Origin of the sequence: Polaribacter butkevichii (assembly GCF_038024105.1) — a bacterium.
In the GTDB taxonomy this organism is placed as follows: domain Bacteria; phylum Bacteroidota; class Bacteroidia; order Flavobacteriales; family Flavobacteriaceae; genus Polaribacter; species Polaribacter butkevichii.
In genome coordinates, this window is sequence record NZ_CP150661.1 from 2,245,937 (window position 1) to 2,264,360 (window position 18,424).

Consider the following 18,424-nt stretch of genomic DNA (forward strand, 5'->3'; position numbering starts at 1 on the left):
TATTTCACCATTTTCAGGTATTGTGAAATATTTAATGATTTTGTAATATTGTTGTGTTATTTGTAAAAATTTAAGTTTTTTAACATAAAATATTAACTTAAACTCAATACAAAAACTTAACCCCTTTATCAACCATTTCTAAATTTTAGTTTATATGATGTATAAAAACTTTAAAAACGTAGTAATAACTTGTTTCTTTTTAATAGGATTATTAACAACAAACGCCCAAGAAGGCAAAAACACTAAGTTTATAAAACTTAATGATTCTTCTAAAAAGTCTTTACAAAGAGCCCCAGATATTCTAAGGAAAAAATTAAAACTATCTCCTGATGAAAATTTACTAAAAATTAAAACCGAAACAGACAAATTAGGTTTTACACATGAAAAATATCAACAACAATTTAAAGGTATTAAAGTAGAATTTGCAAACTACATTGCCCACTCTAAGAACAACTCTATAAAAACTATGAACGGAAGTTTTTACGATGTCGGCAAAGTAAACACCATCCCAAACATCTCTAAAGAAACAGCTTTTACAAAAGCCATTTCATATATTGATGCAAAACAGTACCTATGGCAAAACCCTGAAGAAGCCAAAATAATGAACAATTATAAAAAACCTGTTGGAGAACTTTTAATTTTACCTAAAGAAATTACAAAACACAAAAAAGCAAGGTTAGTATATAAGTTTGATATCTATGCCACTAAGCCTATTAGTAGAAATTATATATATGTAGATGCACATTCTGGTAAAGTTGTTTATAAAGATGCAATTATAAAGCATCTTAACAGTTCTAAGAAACATGGTTCTCATAAAAAAACAGAAACACCAAACGTAAACACCGCATTTGTTGCAGGAAATGCGGCTACAAAATACAGTGGAAATCAAAATATTGAAACAACTTTAAGTGGTGGGAACTATATTTTAAGAGAAACCTCTAGAGGAAATGGAATTGAGACCTATAATATGGAACTTAGAATTAATTACAATTCTGCCATTGATTTTACTGATAACGACAACAATTGGACCGCATCTGAACACGCTAATTCTGATGAAGACAATGCTGCTTTAGACGCACATTGGGGTGCCGAAAAAACATATGATTATTTTTATCAAACCTATAACAGAAATAGTTACGATAATAATGGTGCCGCTATAAAAAGTTATGTACATTTTGATCTGATAGAATATGGTTACTCTAATCAAGATAATGCTTTCTGGAATGGATCTGTAATGACTTACGGAGACGGTACAAGTTTTTCTCCTTTAACTTCTTTAGATATTGCTGCTCACGAAATTGGGCATGCAGTATGCGAAAACACAGCAAACCTAACCTACTCTTATGAGTCTGGAGCAATGAATGAAGGGTTTTCTGATATTTGGGCTGCAAGCGTAGAATATTATGCAGATCCTACAAAAGACACTTGGTTGTTAGGTGAAGAAATTGGAGGCCCAATTAGATCTTTATCTAACCCAAATGCTTACGGACAACCAGATACTTATAAGGGCACAAACTGGTACTCTGGCTCAGGAGATAATGGTGGGGTACATTATAATAGTGGGGTTTTAAATCATTGGTTTTATATTTTATCCGTAGGAAAAAGCGGAACAAATGATAATGGAGATTCTTATAACGTTACAGGTATTAACATTACAAAAGCTGCTGCAATTGCCTACAGAACAGAGAGCGTATACTTATCTTCTGGATCTCAATATGCAGATGCAAGAACAGCAGGAATACAATCTGCAGAAGACTTATATGGTGTAAATAGCCCCGAAGTTATTGCAACTACCAATGCTTTTTACGCGGTAGGTATTGGAGCAGAATTTGTACAAACATGCACATTAGAAGCTCCTAGTAACTTAAGTGCTACTTCTATTACAAACAACAGTTTTACCTTATCATGGAACGCAGTATCAAACGCAGCATCTTATGACGTAACAGTAGGAGCAGCAACAACCAATGTTACGACCACCTCTTTTAATGCCACAAATTTACTTTCCGGAACAACTTATAACGTTTCTGTAATTGCCAATTGCAGTTCTGGTGGAAGCGGAACATCTACAAGTACCAATATAACAACAACAGGTAGCACACCACTTTCTTATTGTAACGCTGCAAGTACAAATGTAAATGATGAATATATTAGTAAGGTACAACTAGGAACTATAAACAATACTTCTGGAGGACAATTTTATTCTGATTTTACAAGTATTTCAACCAACTTAAATAAAGGAGGCGTTTACACACTAACAGTAACTCCTACCTGGACAGGAACTTCATACTCTGAAGGATATGCTGCTTGGATTGATTACAACCAAGATGGCGATTTTAATGACGCAGGAGAACAAATTCTATCTCAAAACGCAACCAAAACAACACCTGTTAATACAACAATAACAATACCAAATTCCGCTTTAAACGGAACAACTAGAATGCGTATTTCTATGAAATACAACGGTACACCAACCTCTTGCGAATCTTTTAATTATGGTGAGGTTGAAGATTATACCGTTCAAATCGATAACGAAACACAAACAGTAGATACAACTGCTCCAATTATCACTTTAAATGGTGCATCAACAATAAATTTAACCGTTGGCGATACTTATAATGAGCTTGGTGCAACTGCAACCGATAATATAGATGGAGATATTACGGCCAACATTACTACCTCTGGAAATGTAAATACCGCAATCGAAGGAACCTACACTATAACTTACAACGTAACTGACACTTCTAACAACAGCAGCTCTACCACAAGAACAGTTCTAGTTTCTGCGGCTATAACAGGTTCTACAACAATACTACATGAAGCCTTTTTTGAATCTGGTTGGAACGGATGGTCTGACGGAGGAACTGATTGTTTTAGATACACCGGTTCTCGCTCTTATGAAGGTAATTATTCAATAAGAATTAGAGACAATTCTGGTATAGGTTCTGCAATGACATCACCAACATTTAATTTAACGAGTTACAATTCTGTAGAAATAGAATTCTATTTTTATTCTTATTCTATGGAAAACGGAGAAGATTTTTGGTTACGTTATTACAATGGATCATCTTGGACTACAGTAGCTGCTTGGGCAAGTGGAACAAATTTTGAAAACAACAATTATTACACAGCAAAAATTACTTTAAATAATGCTGATGTTAATTTTGCAACCAATGCTGCTTTTAGATTTCAAAATGACGCCTCTAATAATAGCGATTACATTTACATAGACCAAGTAACTATTAAAGGTATTGTTGGCAATGGAGTTACCGAAAACTCTATAAACGCACTACCATCTACAAATACAGGCTTTACAGCAAATAACAATTTATTTAATGGAGATAAAATGATCTATCCAAATCCCGCTATAGATATCTTAAACATCAATCCTAATTTTAGTTTACTTTCATCTAATTATAGCATTACAAATGTATTAGGTCAAATAATAAGTTCAGGTATTATTAAAAATAATGCTGTAAATATTAGCACTCTAAAAAAAGGAATTTATTTAATAAAACTAACAGATGAAGAAGAAACATTTACTCGAAAATTTATAAAACAATAACTAATTTACAACCAAACATTTTTAAAACCCTAGGCATAGCCTGGGGTTTTAATTTTTACATCACCGTTTTTAGTGAGCTGTCTCACCATTTTCAGGGAGGTAAAAATTTCACTGTTTTCAGTGATTGACAAGCACCTTTTTTCATTATATATTTACATCATTATTGTATTAGAATTTATTGGATTAATTATTAACGTTAGATACCTTTAAAAATAATACTGTAGCTATAAATACCTTGAATAAAGAAATTTATTTAACTACAGTACAAATAAAGAAAAAACGTTTACCAAAAAAATTAACTAAACAGTAAAAATCAACTAACCTAACTACTAAGACCCTTAAGTAAAACTTAAGGGTTTTTTTTGTATTACCATTTTCGGGGAGGCATCTCACCATTTTCAGGGAGACAAAATTTCACTGTTTTCAGGGATTGACAAGCACCTTTTTTCATTATATATTTACATCATTATTGTATTAGAATTTATTGGATTAATTATTAACGTTAGATACCTTTAAAAATAATACTGTAGCTATAAATACCTCGAATAAAGAAATTTATTTAACTACAGTACAAATAAAGAAAAAACGTTTACCAAAAAAATTAACTAAACAGTAAAAATCAACTAACCTAACTACTAGAACCCTTAAGTAAAACTTAAGGGTTTTTTCTTTATATCACTATTTTCAGGGAGGCATCTCACCATTTTCAGGGAGGTAAAAATTTCACTGTTTTCAGGGATTGACAAGTAGTGTTTTTTACAATATATTTACTTCACATTAGTAAACATTTAATTTATTTCCCCCAAAAATTCCCCTAAAAAAATTAAATGATATCAAAAACCCAAGTTAACGCTTGGGTTTTTTGTTTCTTTGCAAAAAACAAATTTAACTCTGTGAATTATTTATCTGTAGAAAACATCTCTAAGTCTTATGGAGAACGCGTGTTATTTGAAGACATCTCTTTTGGAATTAGTAAAGACCAAAAAGTTGCCTTTGTAGCTAAAAACGGAAGTGGTAAAACTTCTATCCTTAATATTATTGCAGGTTTAGACGTACCAGATTCTGGACAAGTGGTTAGCAGAAAAGGCATTTCTATTGCTTATTTAGCTCAAAAAGATGACATAGATCCTAAACTAACTATAGAAGAAACCATCTTTGCAACCGATAATAAAATTCTTTCTATTGTTAATCAATATGAAAAAGCTTTAAAAAACTTAGATGATACAGATGCATACCAAGCTGCCTTTGAGCAAATGGAGCATTACAATGCTTGGGATTTTGAAACACAATACAGACAAATTTTATCTAAATTAAAATTAGACGATTTAACGCTTAAAGTAGGAGCGCTTTCTGGAGGACAAAGAAAACGCCTTTCTTTAGCCATTGTTTTAATTAATAAACCCGATTTATTAATTTTAGATGAACCTACAAATCATTTAGATTTAGAAATGATTGAATGGCTAGAAGCCTTTTTTGCAAAAGAAAAGATTACCTTATTTATGGTTACTCATGATCGTTACTTTTTAGAACGCGTGTGTAATGAAATTTTAGAGTTAGATGAAGGTAAAATATATAAATACAAAGGAAATTACTCTTACTATTTACAAAATAAAGAAGAACGTTTAGCTTTAGAGGCAACCAATTTAGGGAAAGCTAAAAGTTTATTTAAAAAAGAATTAGAATGGATGCGAAAGCAACCAAAGGCTAGAACTACAAAATCGAAGTCTAGAACAGATGATTTTTATCAAATTAAAGAAAAAGCACATCAACGTAGGCAAGATCATCAGGTTCAATTAGAAATTAACATGGAGCGCTTAGGAAGTAAAATTCTTGAACTTCATAAAGTATCTAAATCTTTTGGTGATAAGAAGATTCTAGACAATTTCGATTATGTTTTTAAACGTGGAGAACGTGTAGGAATTATAGGTAAAAACGGAACAGGAAAATCATCTTTTTTAAATATTATTACACAAACCGCTCCTGTAGATGCTGGTAAAGTTATTTTAGGTGAAACGGTAAAGTACGGTTATTATACACAAGCTGGTATCGATATTAAAGAAGGACAAAAGGTTATTGATGTTGTTAAAGAGTTTGGAGAATTTATCCCTTTAACTAAAGGAAGAAAAATTTCTGCATCACAACTATTAGAACGTTTTTTGTTTGATAAAAAGAAACAATACGATTTTGTTGAAAGACTATCTGGAGGAGAGCAAAAACGTTTGTATTTATGTGCTGTTTTAATTCAGAATCCTAATTTTTTAATTTTAGATGAGCCTACTAACGATTTAGATGTTGTAACCCTAAATGTGTTAGAAAACTTCTTATTAGATTACCCCGGAAACCTTTTAGTAGTTTCTCACGACCGTTATTTTATGGATAAAATTGTAGATGCCCTTTTTGTTTTTAGAGGCGAAGGTGTTGTTGATAATTTTCCAGGAAATTACTCAGATTTTAGAGCCTACGATGACGGTACTGCTTTAACTGAAGCTCCTGAAAAAACATCCGTAAAAAAAGACGATAAAAAAGCTTCCAAAAAAACAACTAAAAATGCCTTAAGTTTTAATGAAAAAAGAGAGTTTGGTGCTTTAGAAGGTGATATTGAAAGACTTCAAAAAAGAAAAGCAACCATAGAAAAACAGTTTTTAAATGTAGAAATTGCTCCGGATGATATTGCTAAAAAATCTGAAGAGCTACAAGAAACTATAACAAGTTTAGAGCAAAAAGAAGAACGCTGGTTAGAGCTTTCTATGAAATTAGAAGATTAACACCTCACCTCAAATACGCAAAGTTTTTTTCGAAAAGTTCACCGATTTTTAAGAGATTGATAGAGAAAACCTCAAAAAAATTAGCGTAAAATAAACATTATTCACCTGCAAGGTCTTTTTTTGACCTTGTAGGTGTTATCCCTAACAACTCCTAAAATAAAACACCTCCATGGTTTTTGAAACCTTACAGGAAAGAACTTCTTAGTTTATCTTTAGATCTCTTCAAAATAATTAAACACTTACAATATCTTCCTCTTTTAATAATTCTTGATTATTAAAACGTAATAAAATTTGCGCAACTGCAACAGTATCCTTTTCACAGTAAGTTACAATTCTTTGTATATTTTTTTCTTTATAATAAACATCAGCTACTTCACTCCCATCAATATCATCCTTTGGAGATGGAATCCCTAAAATAGACGTTAATAGTTTTAACGATGTATAATGTTTATAATCGCCAAACTTCCATAATTCTAGTGTATCTAAATGTGGAACTTCCCACGGTTTTTTACCAAATAAATTTAGCTTTTTAGGCAATTCTATTTGATGTACAATCATTCTTCTAGCAATAAAAGGAAAATCAAATTCTTTACCGTTATGTGCACATAACACATTGCTTTTTTTAGCAAAGTGTTTATCTAATAACACTTTAAAATCACTTAAAAGTTGATGCTCATCATCACCAAAAAAAGATGTTAAACGTAGTTGTTTCTTATTTTTTACATCCACAAAATACCCCACAGAAATGCAGATAATTTTACCAAACTCTGCCCAAATACCTGCTCGTTCATAAAACTCAGAAGCGCTAAACTCTTCCTTACGTTGATACTCGGTTTTCTTTGCATAAAGTTCTTGTGTTTCTTTAGATAGCAGTTGCCAATTTTCTTGTTCAGGAACAGTTTCGATATCTAAAAAAAGTACATCATTTAATTTTACGGATAAATTCATAGCAATACGTTTTCTTTTTCTCTAGAAAGATAAGAAAAATAAAAAAGGCTGCCATAAAAGTGTAAAACTTATCAAATTAAACCCGTTCAGCACCTTAATCAAATGAGATAAGACCCCAAAATAAGCTTAAGTTGATAAAAAACACCTTTTTTAAGACAACCTATTATAAAATAAAAACGTTCTTATAAATTACCTAATCACTAATTTTTTAGTAGCCGTTTTACCAGTTTCTGTAACTTTTAAAATATAGATTCCTGAATTAATTGTAGAAACATCTAAATTTTTCTTTAAACCAGAAAAAGAAGTTGAAAACACTTTTTTACCAATAACATTAAAAATAGACACTTCTTTAATATCTGAACTATTACTAGCTATAGTGATTTTTTTATCTGTAATTGGGTTTGGATACGTGGCAAAACCTTCTATTGAATTATTCTTTAAAGAAGCAGTAGCATTTTTTACAAATGATAAATCATCAAAATAAGTTAATGAATTAGAGTAAGACCTTACCTCAAAATAAAAAGCATCTACAGCTGCAGGAGCAGTAACAGTAACTTCGTACTTAGTCCAAACACCACCATTATTATCTAAATATCCATCCTGCGGACCTCTTAAAGGATCATTAGAGCGGTCATTTCCATCACCTACATGATAAATAGTTGCACTTCCGTTTTTCCAAGTACACCAAATTCTAGCATCTTTATCATCTCCGGTAGTAACTTTATACCAAAAACTAATTGTATAGCTCTCACCAGGAACAACACCAGTAATTGTTTGAGATAAATCTTTTGTACCAGAACCTCCATTTCTAAAAGCAGAAAAAGAGCCAGAATGTGCCTCTGTAGACTTTGTTACAGCCTCTGCTTTCGTCCAACTTGTTGGGGTAACATCATCATCCCAATTTTCTAAACCTCCATTTAACAGCATTTCTTGTCCAAAAGAAACTCCAGTTAAACAAAGTGTAAGCATAAAAGTAAAAAAGTAATTTTTTTTCATAAAGCAATTTTGTTAAAATTATAGCCATAAAAATATAAATAATAAAATTAACACTGATTTACAACACGTTAACTTACCTTTAAATTAAAAAATAAAACAACACACTAAAGCCCAACCAAGTAATTATTCTTATGTTAGATTAACGTTAACTGACAACAAAGAGATTAAATGATTGTTAAGTAATCGTATTGGTAATATAATTATTACTATTTTTGATATTCAATCGTACTTTAACTAGCTATATGAATAAAAGTGATTTTAAAATTTTATTAGTAGATGATGAGCCAGATATTTTAGAAATTGTTGGTTACAATTTAAAAAATGAAGGATATCAAATCTTTACAGCTACAAATGGACAAGAAGCCATAAAATCTGCTAAAAAAAATATTCCACATCTAATTTTATTAGATATTATGATGCCAGAAATGGACGGAATTGAAGCTTGTGAGAAAATTAGAAAAGTAAAAACACTAGAAAATGTTATTATTTCTTTCTTAACCGCAAGAGGAGAAGACTACTCGCAGGTAGCTGGTTTTGAAGCTGGTGCTGATGATTATATTACCAAACCGATAAAGCCAAAAGTTTTAGTAAGCAAGGTAAAATCTCTTTTACGTAGACTAAAAACTGAAAAAGATAGCGAAGAAACCTTTAAAATAGGAGATATTGTTATTGACAGAGATGAATATGTAGTTTACAAAGCAGGTAAAAGAATTTCTTTACCTAGAAAAGAATTTGAATTATTCTCTTTATTAACTTCTAAACCTGGTAAAGTTTTTAAGAGAGAAGTTATTTTAGACACTGTTTGGGGAAATGAAGTTGTTGTTGGTGGACGAACAATTGATGTACACATTAGAAAGCTTAGAGAAAAAATTGGTGATGATCACTTTAAAACTGTAAAAGGTGTTGGTTATAAGTTTGTTTTAGAAGGCGCAGAACATTAAAATTGCCTTAAATGAAAATAAAAAAAACGTATTCATACGCACTTTGGTCTGCATTATATTTAACCATACTATCATTTACAATTGGTATCATTTCTTATTTTCTATACACAAAACACTTAGGAATTAGCACAGTTATTCTAGCCATTTTTACTCTCTTCATCATTTCTTTTTTTATCATTCAATATAGAACAGAACATTTTATCTATAGACGTCTTAAAAAGATCTATGAAGATGTATCTATTTTAGATGTAAATGACTTACGTAGAGATTCTGTTACTACAGATATTGAAAAACTGTCTAAAAGAATGCAACGCTTTGTAGAAGGTAAAAGACTAGAAATAAAAAGTTTAACCGAAAGAGACTCTTTTAGAAGAGACTTTTTAGGAAACGTTGCACACGAACTTAAAACACCTTTATTTACAGTACAAGGTTATATTTTAACCTTAATTGAAGGTGCTGTAAACGATAAGGAAATTAGAACAAAATATCTAGAAAGAGCTAATAAAGGAGTAGAAAGACTGGTTGCTGTTATTAAAGATTTAGATATGATTGCTAAGTTAGAAAATGACGGAATGAAACCTAAAAAGGTTGTTTTTAACATTTTAGAATTGGTGCAAAATGTTTTTGATTTGTTTGAAATGAAAGCAAAAAAAAGAAACATCATTTTAAAGTTTGATAGAATTTATGAGTTTCCTCTTTTTGTAAAAGGTGATATAGAAAAAATTGAACAAGTTTTAATAAATTTAGTGGTTAACTCTATTAAATACGGAAAACCCAACGGCACCACTATTGTTACCGTAGAAAGCTACAACGAAAATAAATTTATTGTAAAAACCATTGATAATGGAGAAGGAATTAAACCACAACATCTTTCTCGTCTTTTTGAAAGATTCTATAGAGTAGACCAAAGTAGATCTAGAGAACAAGGTGGTTCTGGTTTGGGCTTATCTATTGTAAAACACATTATAGAAGCGCATGATGAAACCATTTTGTTAAAAAGTACTTACGGAGAAGGATCAGAGTTTTCTTTTACCCTCGAAAAGGCTAAATAATTTTGAGTTTAACTTAGTTTCTGCTGTTTTTAAACCTTTATAATTTGCTGTTTTTAAGATTTCTTCTTTCGAGAAATCTTCAGTTTTAGAAAATGGAGCTAATTTTTTCTGCTCTAAAAACTCAGCTAAATATTCTTGTTCATCTTGATTTTTAGTAGGAATAAAAAACACTTTTTTACCTAAAACAGCCAAATCCATTATAGAGGAATAACCAGACCTACAAATAACAATCTCACTAGAATTAACTAAATTTTGAAGTTCTTCTGAAAGCACATAGTTGTAAAAAGTAATATTACCTGAAATCCATTTTTTTTGCACAGCTTCTACTTTACCTAAAACAAAAACAATATTTCTAATATCATTTTTAAAGGCTGAGAGCAATTTATTTTCTAAAAGAGTTCTGTTGGGTTCTGGGCCAGAAATAATGACTAAAACCGCTATATTTTTGGGTAATTCTTGTTTTTTAAATCGGCTTAAAACACCTATAAAATTTGTATTTATATTTTTTGGGGTTAATGACAATTTTCCTGAAAAAGTAGAATTTGTTGTATCAGGAATCCAACATTCATCAAACTTCTTAATTATTTTTTGATGAAAATAACTCGTAAAGAAAGTGGTACTACCAGACAACACATTTACTTGATGTGTAATATAAACAGAAGGAATTAAGTTGCTTCTTACACCGAATCTATTATCAGAAATAAGACCAACAACCTCTTTGTTTTTAAGAATAAAGTTATTTATAATTTGATGCTCTTTACGAACTGCTTTTATAATTCTAGGAAGCTGAAAAATGAATCCCAACTTTAAATTTCTATGATAAGAAATAGCATAGGTTGGGATTTCTAAATATTCTAAATTAGGAAATTCTTTTCTTAAAAAGGTAAAAGCATTTCCGTCTGATGCAATTATTGGTGTAAAATTGTTTTCTAACAACGCATTTATAATTGGCACACAACGCGTTGCGTGACCTAAGCCCCAATTTAAGGGTGCAACAATTATTTTATTTTGGGTAGCATTCATTTTTAGTTCAATTTAAAGCTACCATTTTTTTAATACGTATTAAAATTTAGGGCTAAATTTTTGATTTTAAACAAGTGCGTTAGGGATTGAAACGGCATCCTTTTTTTTCTTTTTCTGAAAAAAAAGATATAGTTGAAAGCCTGTTAAAACGCCCAAATAAAACATCTACACTAAATCGAAACCAATATCTTTTCTGTAGTTCATTTTATCGAAATGAATCTTATCTATACTTCTGTAACTTTTTTCTAAAGCCTCTTCTATAGTGTCTCCGAAAGAAGTTATAGCCATTACCCTACCTCCGCTTGTAACTACTTTATTATCTTTAATGGTAGTTCCGGCATGAAAAACGAAAGATTCTTCTACAGTATCGAAACCTGTAATTTCTTTGTTTTTCTCGTACGCTTCTGGATAGCCTCCAGAAACCAACATTACCGTTGTTGCTGTTTGATTTGTTACAGAAAAAGATTTTTCATTTAAATTTTGATGTGCAACACCTTCGAATAAGTCAAATAAATCAGAATTTATTCTTGGTAATACAACTTCTGTTTCTGGATCTCCCATTCTTACATTGTACTCAACCACAGAAGGGTTTCCATTATCGTTCATTAATCCAATAAAGATAAAACCTCTATAATCGATTCCGTCTTTTTGTAAACCAGTAATGGTAGGTTTTACAACCAATTCTTCTACTTTATCTAAAAAGGCTTTGTCTGCAAATGGTACAGGAGAAATTGCGCCCATTCCACCAGTATTTAAACCTGCATCTCCTTCGCCGATTCTTTTATAATCTTTGGCTGAAGGTAAAATTTTATAACTTTTTCCGTCTGTTAACACAAAGACAGATAATTCTATTCCTTTTAAAAATTCTTCGATAACCACGGTTGTAGATGCATCTCCGAATTTCTGATTAGAAACCATTTCTTCTAATTCGGTTTTTGCTTCTTCTAAAGAGTTTAAAATTAACACTCCTTTTCCTGCTGCTAAACCATCTGCTTTTAACACGTAAGGTGGTTCTAGGGTTTCTAAGAAAGCAAAACCATCGGTTAAGTTCTCTTTCGTGAAAGACTCGTAACGAGCTGTTGGAACGCCGTGTTTTTGCATAAATTGCTTAGAGAAATCCTTAGATCCTTCTAATAAAGCTCCGTCTTTTTTAGGTCCAATTACCGGAATGTTTTTCAATTCTTCATCCGCTAAAAAGAAATCGTGTACGCCAGCTACCAAAGGTACTTCTGGACCAACAACGACCATTTTTATATGGTTTTCTAAGGTAATTTTCTTAACAGCTTCAAAATCGGTAACACTAATATTAATGTTAGTTGCTATTTTATCTGTACCAGCATTTCCTGGCGCTACAAAAAGTTTATTAATTTTTTTACTTTCTAATAATTTAATAGCAAAAGCGTGTTCTCTACCTCCAGAACCTAAAATAAGTACATTCATTGTTTGTTGTGTTGTGTTGTTGTTGCAAATATATTTTAAATTCTTTGGATTTCCACTTTCGTGGGAAAGACATTTTAGAAATATGAATTTTAATAATTGTTTAATTTTAACTAAAACTCCATTTTAAAAAATATTTAATTGCGGATGCTAGGTGATAAAAAAATAATTTAATATTTTTTGATGAACCTTTTTGATGTTGATGAATAATTTCTATGTTTGGATAATATAGTTTCTTTTTTCCTGAATCATCTATTTTCCTACAAATATCAGCATCCTCCATATATAAGAAATAACGTTCATCGAACCCTTTTAAATTTTTAAAATCGGCTGTTTTAAAAAGCATAAAGCAACCATGAATAAATTCTGGATAAAATGGTTTTGATAAATCTTTATTTCTATACTCGTTTTTTAAAATTTGATTTTTAGAGATCTTTAGTTTTCTATTTATCAAATCAAAAAAAGTTGGATGTTTTCTACAAACGTATTGTTTTTCTTTATTTGGATAAATAACTTTTGGTGTTATAAAAGCAACCTCTTTTTCTTCTTCTAATTTACTAATTAAAATAGGAATAATTAGAGAGTCAAACTCAATATCTGGATTTAAAACTAAATGAAATTGTGAATTAACTTTATCTAAAACTAAATTATGAGCACTACCAAAACCTATATTTTTACCAACAAAAACATATTCAATTTCAGGAGAAATAAAGTGTTTCTGTAACGTATTTGAAGGTGAATTATCAATTAAAAAAAGTTTCTTATCTAAATTTATTTTTAAAAAAGAGTCAATTGTTTTTTTTAATAATAATAGATTTTCATTGTAAAGAACAATTGTGGCTGTAAGTGTAACATTTTCGGTCATCTAATACGCCTTTTCTTCCCCTTTAAAAACATTAAGAATGGTCTGTAAAATAATTTTGATATCTAAAAAAAATGACCAATTCTCGATATAAAAAATATCTAACCTTACTCTATTTTTAATATCTGTCCTTCTTTTTATTTCTCCTCTATACCCACTTACTTGGGCTAAACCCGTAATTCCTGGTTTTACAATATGTCTTTTTAAATAATCATCTACATCTTTTTGATACTCTAAAGACAAACTTTCTAAATGTGGTCTGGGTCCAACTACACTCATGTCACCTACTAATACATTAAAAAACTGAGGTAATTCATCCATACTTGTTTTGCGTAAAAACGCTCCCATTTTTGTTACTCTAGCATCATTTTTTGTAGCATGTATTTTATCCGATAATTTATTTATTTTCATCGACCTAAATTTGTAACAAACAAATTCTTCACCGTTAATACCTTCTCTTTTTTGTTTAAAAAGTACGGGGCCTTTTGATTCTAATTTCACTAAAACCCAAAGAATTGGCCACAACCAAGAAAGTACAAATAAACAAACAAACAAAGAGAAAAAAATATCGAAAATTCTTTTAATATAAAAATTTTCAGCAAATTCAAATGGCAATTTATTTACATTTAAAACTAACAGCGTATCATCATAATACTCTGCACTTTGATTCTTACTGTAAAGTTCGTTTGACTCTGGAATTAGTTTTAAAACTATCCCTTTTTCGATAACAAATTTATTTAATTCTTTAATTTGTTCTTTAGTTAAAACGGATAATGAACAGTAAATTTCATCTACCGAATTTTCGGAAATATATTTAAAACATTCATTTAATTTACCTAAATAATTAGAGTATTTAGATTCTTTATCAGAAAAAAAACCTAGGTATTTATAACCTAAATTAGCTTTGCTTTGAAAAATTTTAATTACTTTTTTAGCAGAATCATCAAATCCTAGAACGACAGTAGTTCTAAAATTTTTTCCAAGGGATCTGTATTTTTTTAATAAGAAAAAAAACAAAAACTTAAAGATGGTTATAGTACTTAATATTGAAGTTAAAATTAAGAATTGATTATTTACAACGCTCCCCTCTTTAAAAATACCGAAATAAGCAAAATATCCTAAAGTAAAAATTAAAAACTGCTTTCCTAAAAGTGTAAAAACCCTTAGTACACTTGTGTATCTATAAATCTTATAAAAACCAAATAAATAAGAAGTAACTAACCAAAAACCAGTAATATAAGATAAAAAATATATATTAAAATATTCTATATCATAAATCACGTAAGTAATTAAATTAATTATTATGATATCTAAAATAATTTGTAAAGGTTTTATTAAATAAGAATATCTTTTTTTCAAATTTATTATTTTAACAGATTAGTAATTGTTTCGCTAAAACTATATAAAAACTTATTCTCTTCAAATTTTTTAGCATGTTTTCTTATCCAAATTGGATTGAACTTATTTTCAACTTTATCGAAGAAATCAATTGCAGACTGTAAACTACTCACTTCCTGTTCCTTAAAAAAAATACCCGTAGATTTAGAAATTTCCTCCTTATTTTCAATAACCGTTTCAAGCGCTCCTCCTTTATTATAAGCAATTACAGGTATCCCAAATGACATAACCTCTAAGGGAATCATTCCAAAATCTTCTTCCCCAGGAAACAAAAGTGCTTTTGCTCCTTTAATAAACTCTTCTAACTCTTTAGTCTCTAAAAAACCTTTAAACTCAATATTTGATTTGGCTTTCCTTTGTAACTTTTCTTTTTCAGACCCATTACCTATAATAATTAATTTTTTTCCATTATTATTAAAACAATCAACCAATAAATCTATTCTTTTATAAGGTGTTATAGCACCAAAACTTAAATAAAACTCTTTATGCTTTTTTAAATCTAAAGGCTCCTCGAATAATTTAGCTTCTATTGGAGGATAAACTACAATTGCTTTTCTATTATAATACCGTTCCACTCTTTTTGCTACATTCATTGAATTTGCAACATACAAATCAACATTATCAATAGTGGTAGTATCCCAATCTTTTAATTTATTAAAAAGAAATCGTGCAAAAGGCCTTAAAAGAATATTCATGGAGTTTAAATAATCTTGTGTAAACCCCCAACAATATCTCATTGGACTATGAATATAACACACATGTTTTGCATTATTATCTATCTGAATACCTTTTGCAGGCCCTGATTCTGAAGAAATTATTAAATCATAATCTTGTTTAAGTTTTAAAGATTTAACTGCTTTTGGGTATAATGGGAAAATCTTTTGATAATATTTTCTATAAAAAGGAGTATTATACTTTGAGGTGTATACATTATGTTTCTTTAAATGATTTCCATATTTTTCTTCATCATAAAAAAGGGTATAAATGTCTGCATCTGGATATAATTTTAAAAGAGATTCGACAACTTTTTCTCCTCCTCTTCTTGAAATAAACCAATAATGTATAATAGCTACTTTCATCAATTTAATTTATTATTTTTTTTTCACTTTTAAAAGACACCAATTTAAGAAATATACTAATTAAAAAAGAAAACAAAATAATCCCTCTGTAACGTTCCATTAAAGCTTCTGTTAAGCATTGTAAGGCAAAAAAGAAAACAAATATATATCCTATATATAAATTATTTACAATAAAATACTTAGATAATAAAAAAAGAAGTGTTAAAAAGAATAAAAGCATAAGACCCCCTCCTTTTAATAAATAATCTAAATATTGGTTATGAGAATTATTGTAATATACATTACCCCCTTCTTTCCTTTGTTTTTCAATTAATAATTCTTCACCTCTTCTAGCACCATATCCTAAAAAAAAGGCTTCTTGAGATAAATCAACAGACAAATTAAAAAGATTAATTCTAGGGTCATTTTTTATATTTTTAAACCTTTCCGTAAATTTGTTTGAAAAAAAGACAGTGGATACTCCTATAAAAATAAAGAATATTATTAAACTATAATTTATCTTATTTCTTTTTTTTAAGCTATAGAAAACTACTCCTAAAAAATAAATAATAAAAGAAATAATAGTCATTCTTGATATTGATAAAAAAGAAAAAAGAAAAAAGAAAATCATCAAAATGATTATAAACCACCTTTCTCTTATACTATCAATAACTTTTTCACTCAACAACCAATGACTAACAATGAAACCACAAAACATATATAATGACAAATAAATATGATGAAAGCCTATTCTTTCTGAAATTGAATGCACTAAATAAAAAATATGATTATTTTTATAATGTTCTATTAATTTCCATTCATTGACATAATTATAAAAATAAAACTCTGCTATTATTTCATAAAATAGACAAGTTATCAATCCTAAACCAAATAAATAAACAAACCACTTTAAAATAAAGTAAATATCTTCTTGTTTAAGTTTCCTGAAAGAAAAAAACATAGGTATTAATAGCAACGATAAATCCCTATCCCATCCACCTAAAGAGGTTCTTAATTTTAATAAGAAAAAAGTAAAAAAAAACAAAATTACTAATGGATTCTTAAAAATTTTGTAAGTGAAAGTAAGATGTTTCTTTTTTAAAAAAAACAGAATCAATTGAGTTAGCAAAAACAGTACTAAAAAAAAACTACTTAGCTTTTCAATAGGAAAAGATACTGCTAAGGGCAGTAAAAATAAACTAGCCTTCTTCATTTTCTTTTAATTGTTTTGTTAAAATTAAAGAATTAAAAAACCATAAAAACAAACTAACTGGTATTAAAACATAAGCTCCATCTACAAATGCTACAATTAAATATGTCAATATCCCTACTTTTAATTGTTTTTGATATTCATTTTGATATTGAGATAATTTATAAAACTGGTTAACAAATAATGAAGAAAAAAAATGAATAACGAATAATATAAAACCAACAATACCCATTTGCTCCAAAATACTTTTGTAAGTCATTTCAGTAATTCCTTTAAAATCTAAATCATAAAAAAACAAATGTATTTTTTGAAAAAAATCACCATTTAACCGGCCATTCAATGTGGGGTCTAATAGATAACTCATATCTTTTCCTAAAACAAATACCAATACAAAAACTAAAGCAAAGGCAACACCTGAACCTATTAGAGCCATTTTAACAAAATGTTTTCTATAAGAAATAACTTCATAAATAATAAGTCCAGCCCATACTGTTCTGGATAATGTAAGAATCATAGCTGATTTTAAAAATATATTATGCCATTTATGATTTTTTGTGAAAGGTAATAGAAACAACATACAAACTCCAAAAATATTTCCGTTACTATAAGTTGATATTAATTTAAATATTCCATCTCCTCTATTATTGTGCTTCGAATTGAGTAAACCATAATCTTTAATATTCACTGTCAAATAAGGAATTTCAAAAGCTACACCTGTAATTATTTTATAAAAAAACAATATAATACCAAATACAGATATAAATAATATTGTGCGTAATAATATCTTGTGAAAAAAGTCAAAATCTTTAATGATTTTTTTTATCCATTCTTCAAAAAACAATAAAAATATCATTGGAAAAAAAACAAAACTTATAATACAGGATATTAAAAAACCTCCTCCTAAAGAAAACTTCTTAACATAAAATAAATAGAAAATAAAAAATATAGTAAATGGTAATGATAGTAAGTAAGCCTGCAGCCTATAAGTTCCTATTTTAGTTAAAAGTAAACTTTTAAAAAGAGTAAAAAAAATAATAAAGAAAAGGATAATATAGCCCCAAGTAATAGGTATACCTGCAACATCAAATCCTCCTTTAGGTAAGGCTATATTAAATATTATAGCCAATACTAAAACAATTCTAAAAAGTGAATATTTTGTTTTTATTATCAAT

13 protein-coding genes are annotated in these 18,424 nt (G+C 29.1%); 4 read left to right on the forward strand and 9 right to left on the reverse strand.

The annotated features are described in order from the left end of the window. Positions 1-154: 154 nt before the first annotated feature. Together WG951_RS09525 and WG951_RS09530 are read left to right on the forward strand one after the other, a co-directional pair. Complete coding sequence (locus tag WG951_RS09525) at positions 155-3,562, forward strand: M4 family metallopeptidase (protein WP_105050023.1); 3,408 nt, start codon at positions 155-157, stop codon at positions 3,560-3,562. A gap of 893 nt (positions 3,563-4,455) precedes the next feature. Beyond that, entirely contained in the window at positions 4,456-6,327 is a 1,872-nt protein-coding gene (locus WG951_RS09530; RefSeq protein ID WP_105050623.1) for an ABC-F family ATP-binding cassette domain-containing protein, read from the forward strand. A gap of 231 nt (positions 6,328-6,558) precedes the next feature. On the opposite strand, the gene WG951_RS09535 is transcribed toward WG951_RS09530, so the two are convergent. Further along, complete coding sequence (locus tag WG951_RS09535; protein ID WP_105050022.1) at positions 6,559-7,275, reverse strand: 3'-5' exonuclease; 717 nt, start codon at positions 7,273-7,275, stop codon at positions 6,559-6,561. A gap of 189 nt (positions 7,276-7,464) precedes the next feature. Then, positions 7,465-8,271 carry a T9SS type A sorting domain-containing protein gene (locus WG951_RS09540; RefSeq protein ID WP_105050021.1) on the reverse strand — a complete coding sequence of 269 codons (807 nt, stop codon included), beginning with the start codon at positions 8,269-8,271 and terminating at the stop codon, positions 7,465-7,467. A gap of 242 nt (positions 8,272-8,513) precedes the next feature. Between WG951_RS09540 and WG951_RS09545 the strand changes: the two genes are divergently transcribed. Next, on the forward strand, positions 8,514-9,212 hold the full coding sequence (locus WG951_RS09545; protein ID WP_105050020.1) for a response regulator transcription factor: 699 nt from the start codon (positions 8,514-8,516) through the stop codon (positions 9,210-9,212). 11 nt (positions 9,213-9,223) lie between these two features. Next, complete coding sequence (locus WG951_RS09550; RefSeq protein ID WP_105050019.1) at positions 9,224-10,264, forward strand: sensor histidine kinase; 1,041 nt, start codon at positions 9,224-9,226, stop codon at positions 10,262-10,264. On the opposite strand, the gene WG951_RS09555 is transcribed toward WG951_RS09550, so the two are convergent. The 7 genes from WG951_RS09555 to WG951_RS09585 form a co-directional block, all read right to left on the reverse strand. Further along, positions 10,229-11,287: a glycosyltransferase gene (locus tag WG951_RS09555; protein WP_105050018.1), complete on the reverse strand. Its 1,059-nt coding sequence runs from the start codon at positions 11,285-11,287 to the stop codon at positions 10,229-10,231. The genes WG951_RS09550 and WG951_RS09555 overlap by 36 nt on opposite strands. A gap of 165 nt (positions 11,288-11,452) precedes the next feature. After that, positions 11,453-12,727: a phosphoribosylamine--glycine ligase gene (purD, locus tag WG951_RS09560; protein ID WP_105050017.1), complete on the reverse strand. Its 1,275-nt coding sequence runs from the start codon at positions 12,725-12,727 to the stop codon at positions 11,453-11,455. A 106-nt stretch (positions 12,728-12,833) separates the two neighbouring features. Next, a complete protein-coding gene (locus WG951_RS09565) occupies positions 12,834-13,589 on the reverse strand; it encodes a glycosyltransferase (RefSeq protein ID WP_105050016.1) in 756 nt (251 codons plus the stop codon). Then, on the reverse strand, positions 13,590-14,945 hold the full coding sequence (locus WG951_RS09570) for an exopolysaccharide biosynthesis polyprenyl glycosylphosphotransferase (protein WP_105050015.1): 1,356 nt from the start codon (positions 14,943-14,945) through the stop codon (positions 13,590-13,592). A gap of 5 nt (positions 14,946-14,950) precedes the next feature. Further along, entirely contained in the window at positions 14,951-16,063 is a 1,113-nt protein-coding gene (locus WG951_RS09575) for a glycosyltransferase (RefSeq protein WP_105050014.1), read from the reverse strand. A 4-nt stretch (positions 16,064-16,067) separates the two neighbouring features. After that, complete coding sequence (locus tag WG951_RS09580) at positions 16,068-17,255, reverse strand: O-antigen ligase family protein (protein WP_105050013.1); 1,188 nt, start codon at positions 17,253-17,255, stop codon at positions 16,068-16,070. After that, positions 17,242-18,423, reverse strand: coding sequence for a hypothetical protein (locus WG951_RS09585; RefSeq protein ID WP_105050012.1), 1,182 nt, complete (start codon positions 18,421-18,423; stop codon positions 17,242-17,244). Before WG951_RS09585 ends, WG951_RS09580 begins: the two co-directional genes overlap by 14 nt. Position 18,424: the final 1 nt, after the last annotated feature.

What these genes read in the sequence shown, in the direction of transcription:
- WG951_RS09525 (WP_105050023.1), top strand. Translation starts at nt 155, where the DNA reads ATGATGTATAAAAACTTTAAAAACGTAGTAATAACTTGTTTCTTTTTA.
- WG951_RS09535 (WP_105050022.1), bottom strand. Translation starts at nt 7,275, where the DNA reads ATGAATTTATCCGTAAAATTAAATGATGTACTTTTTTTAGATATCGAA.
- WG951_RS09540 (WP_105050021.1), bottom strand. Translation starts at nt 8,271, where the DNA reads ATGAAAAAAAATTACTTTTTTACTTTTATGCTTACACTTTGTTTAACT.
- WG951_RS09545 (WP_105050020.1), top strand. Translation starts at nt 8,514, where the DNA reads ATGAATAAAAGTGATTTTAAAATTTTATTAGTAGATGATGAGCCAGAT.
- WG951_RS09550 (WP_105050019.1), top strand. Translation starts at nt 9,224, where the DNA reads ATGAAAATAAAAAAAACGTATTCATACGCACTTTGGTCTGCATTATAT.
- WG951_RS09555 (WP_105050018.1), bottom strand. Translation starts at nt 11,287, where the DNA reads ATGAATGCTACCCAAAATAAAATAATTGTTGCACCCTTAAATTGGGGC.
- purD (WP_105050017.1), bottom strand. Translation starts at nt 12,727, where the DNA reads ATGAATGTACTTATTTTAGGTTCTGGAGGTAGAGAACACGCTTTTGCT.
- WG951_RS09565 (WP_105050016.1), bottom strand. Translation starts at nt 13,589, where the DNA reads ATGACCGAAAATGTTACACTTACAGCCACAATTGTTCTTTACAATGAA.
- WG951_RS09575 (WP_105050014.1), bottom strand. Translation starts at nt 16,063, where the DNA reads ATGAAAGTAGCTATTATACATTATTGGTTTATTTCAAGAAGAGGAGGA.
- WG951_RS09580 (WP_105050013.1), bottom strand. Translation starts at nt 17,255, where the DNA reads ATGAAGAAGGCTAGTTTATTTTTACTGCCCTTAGCAGTATCTTTTCCT.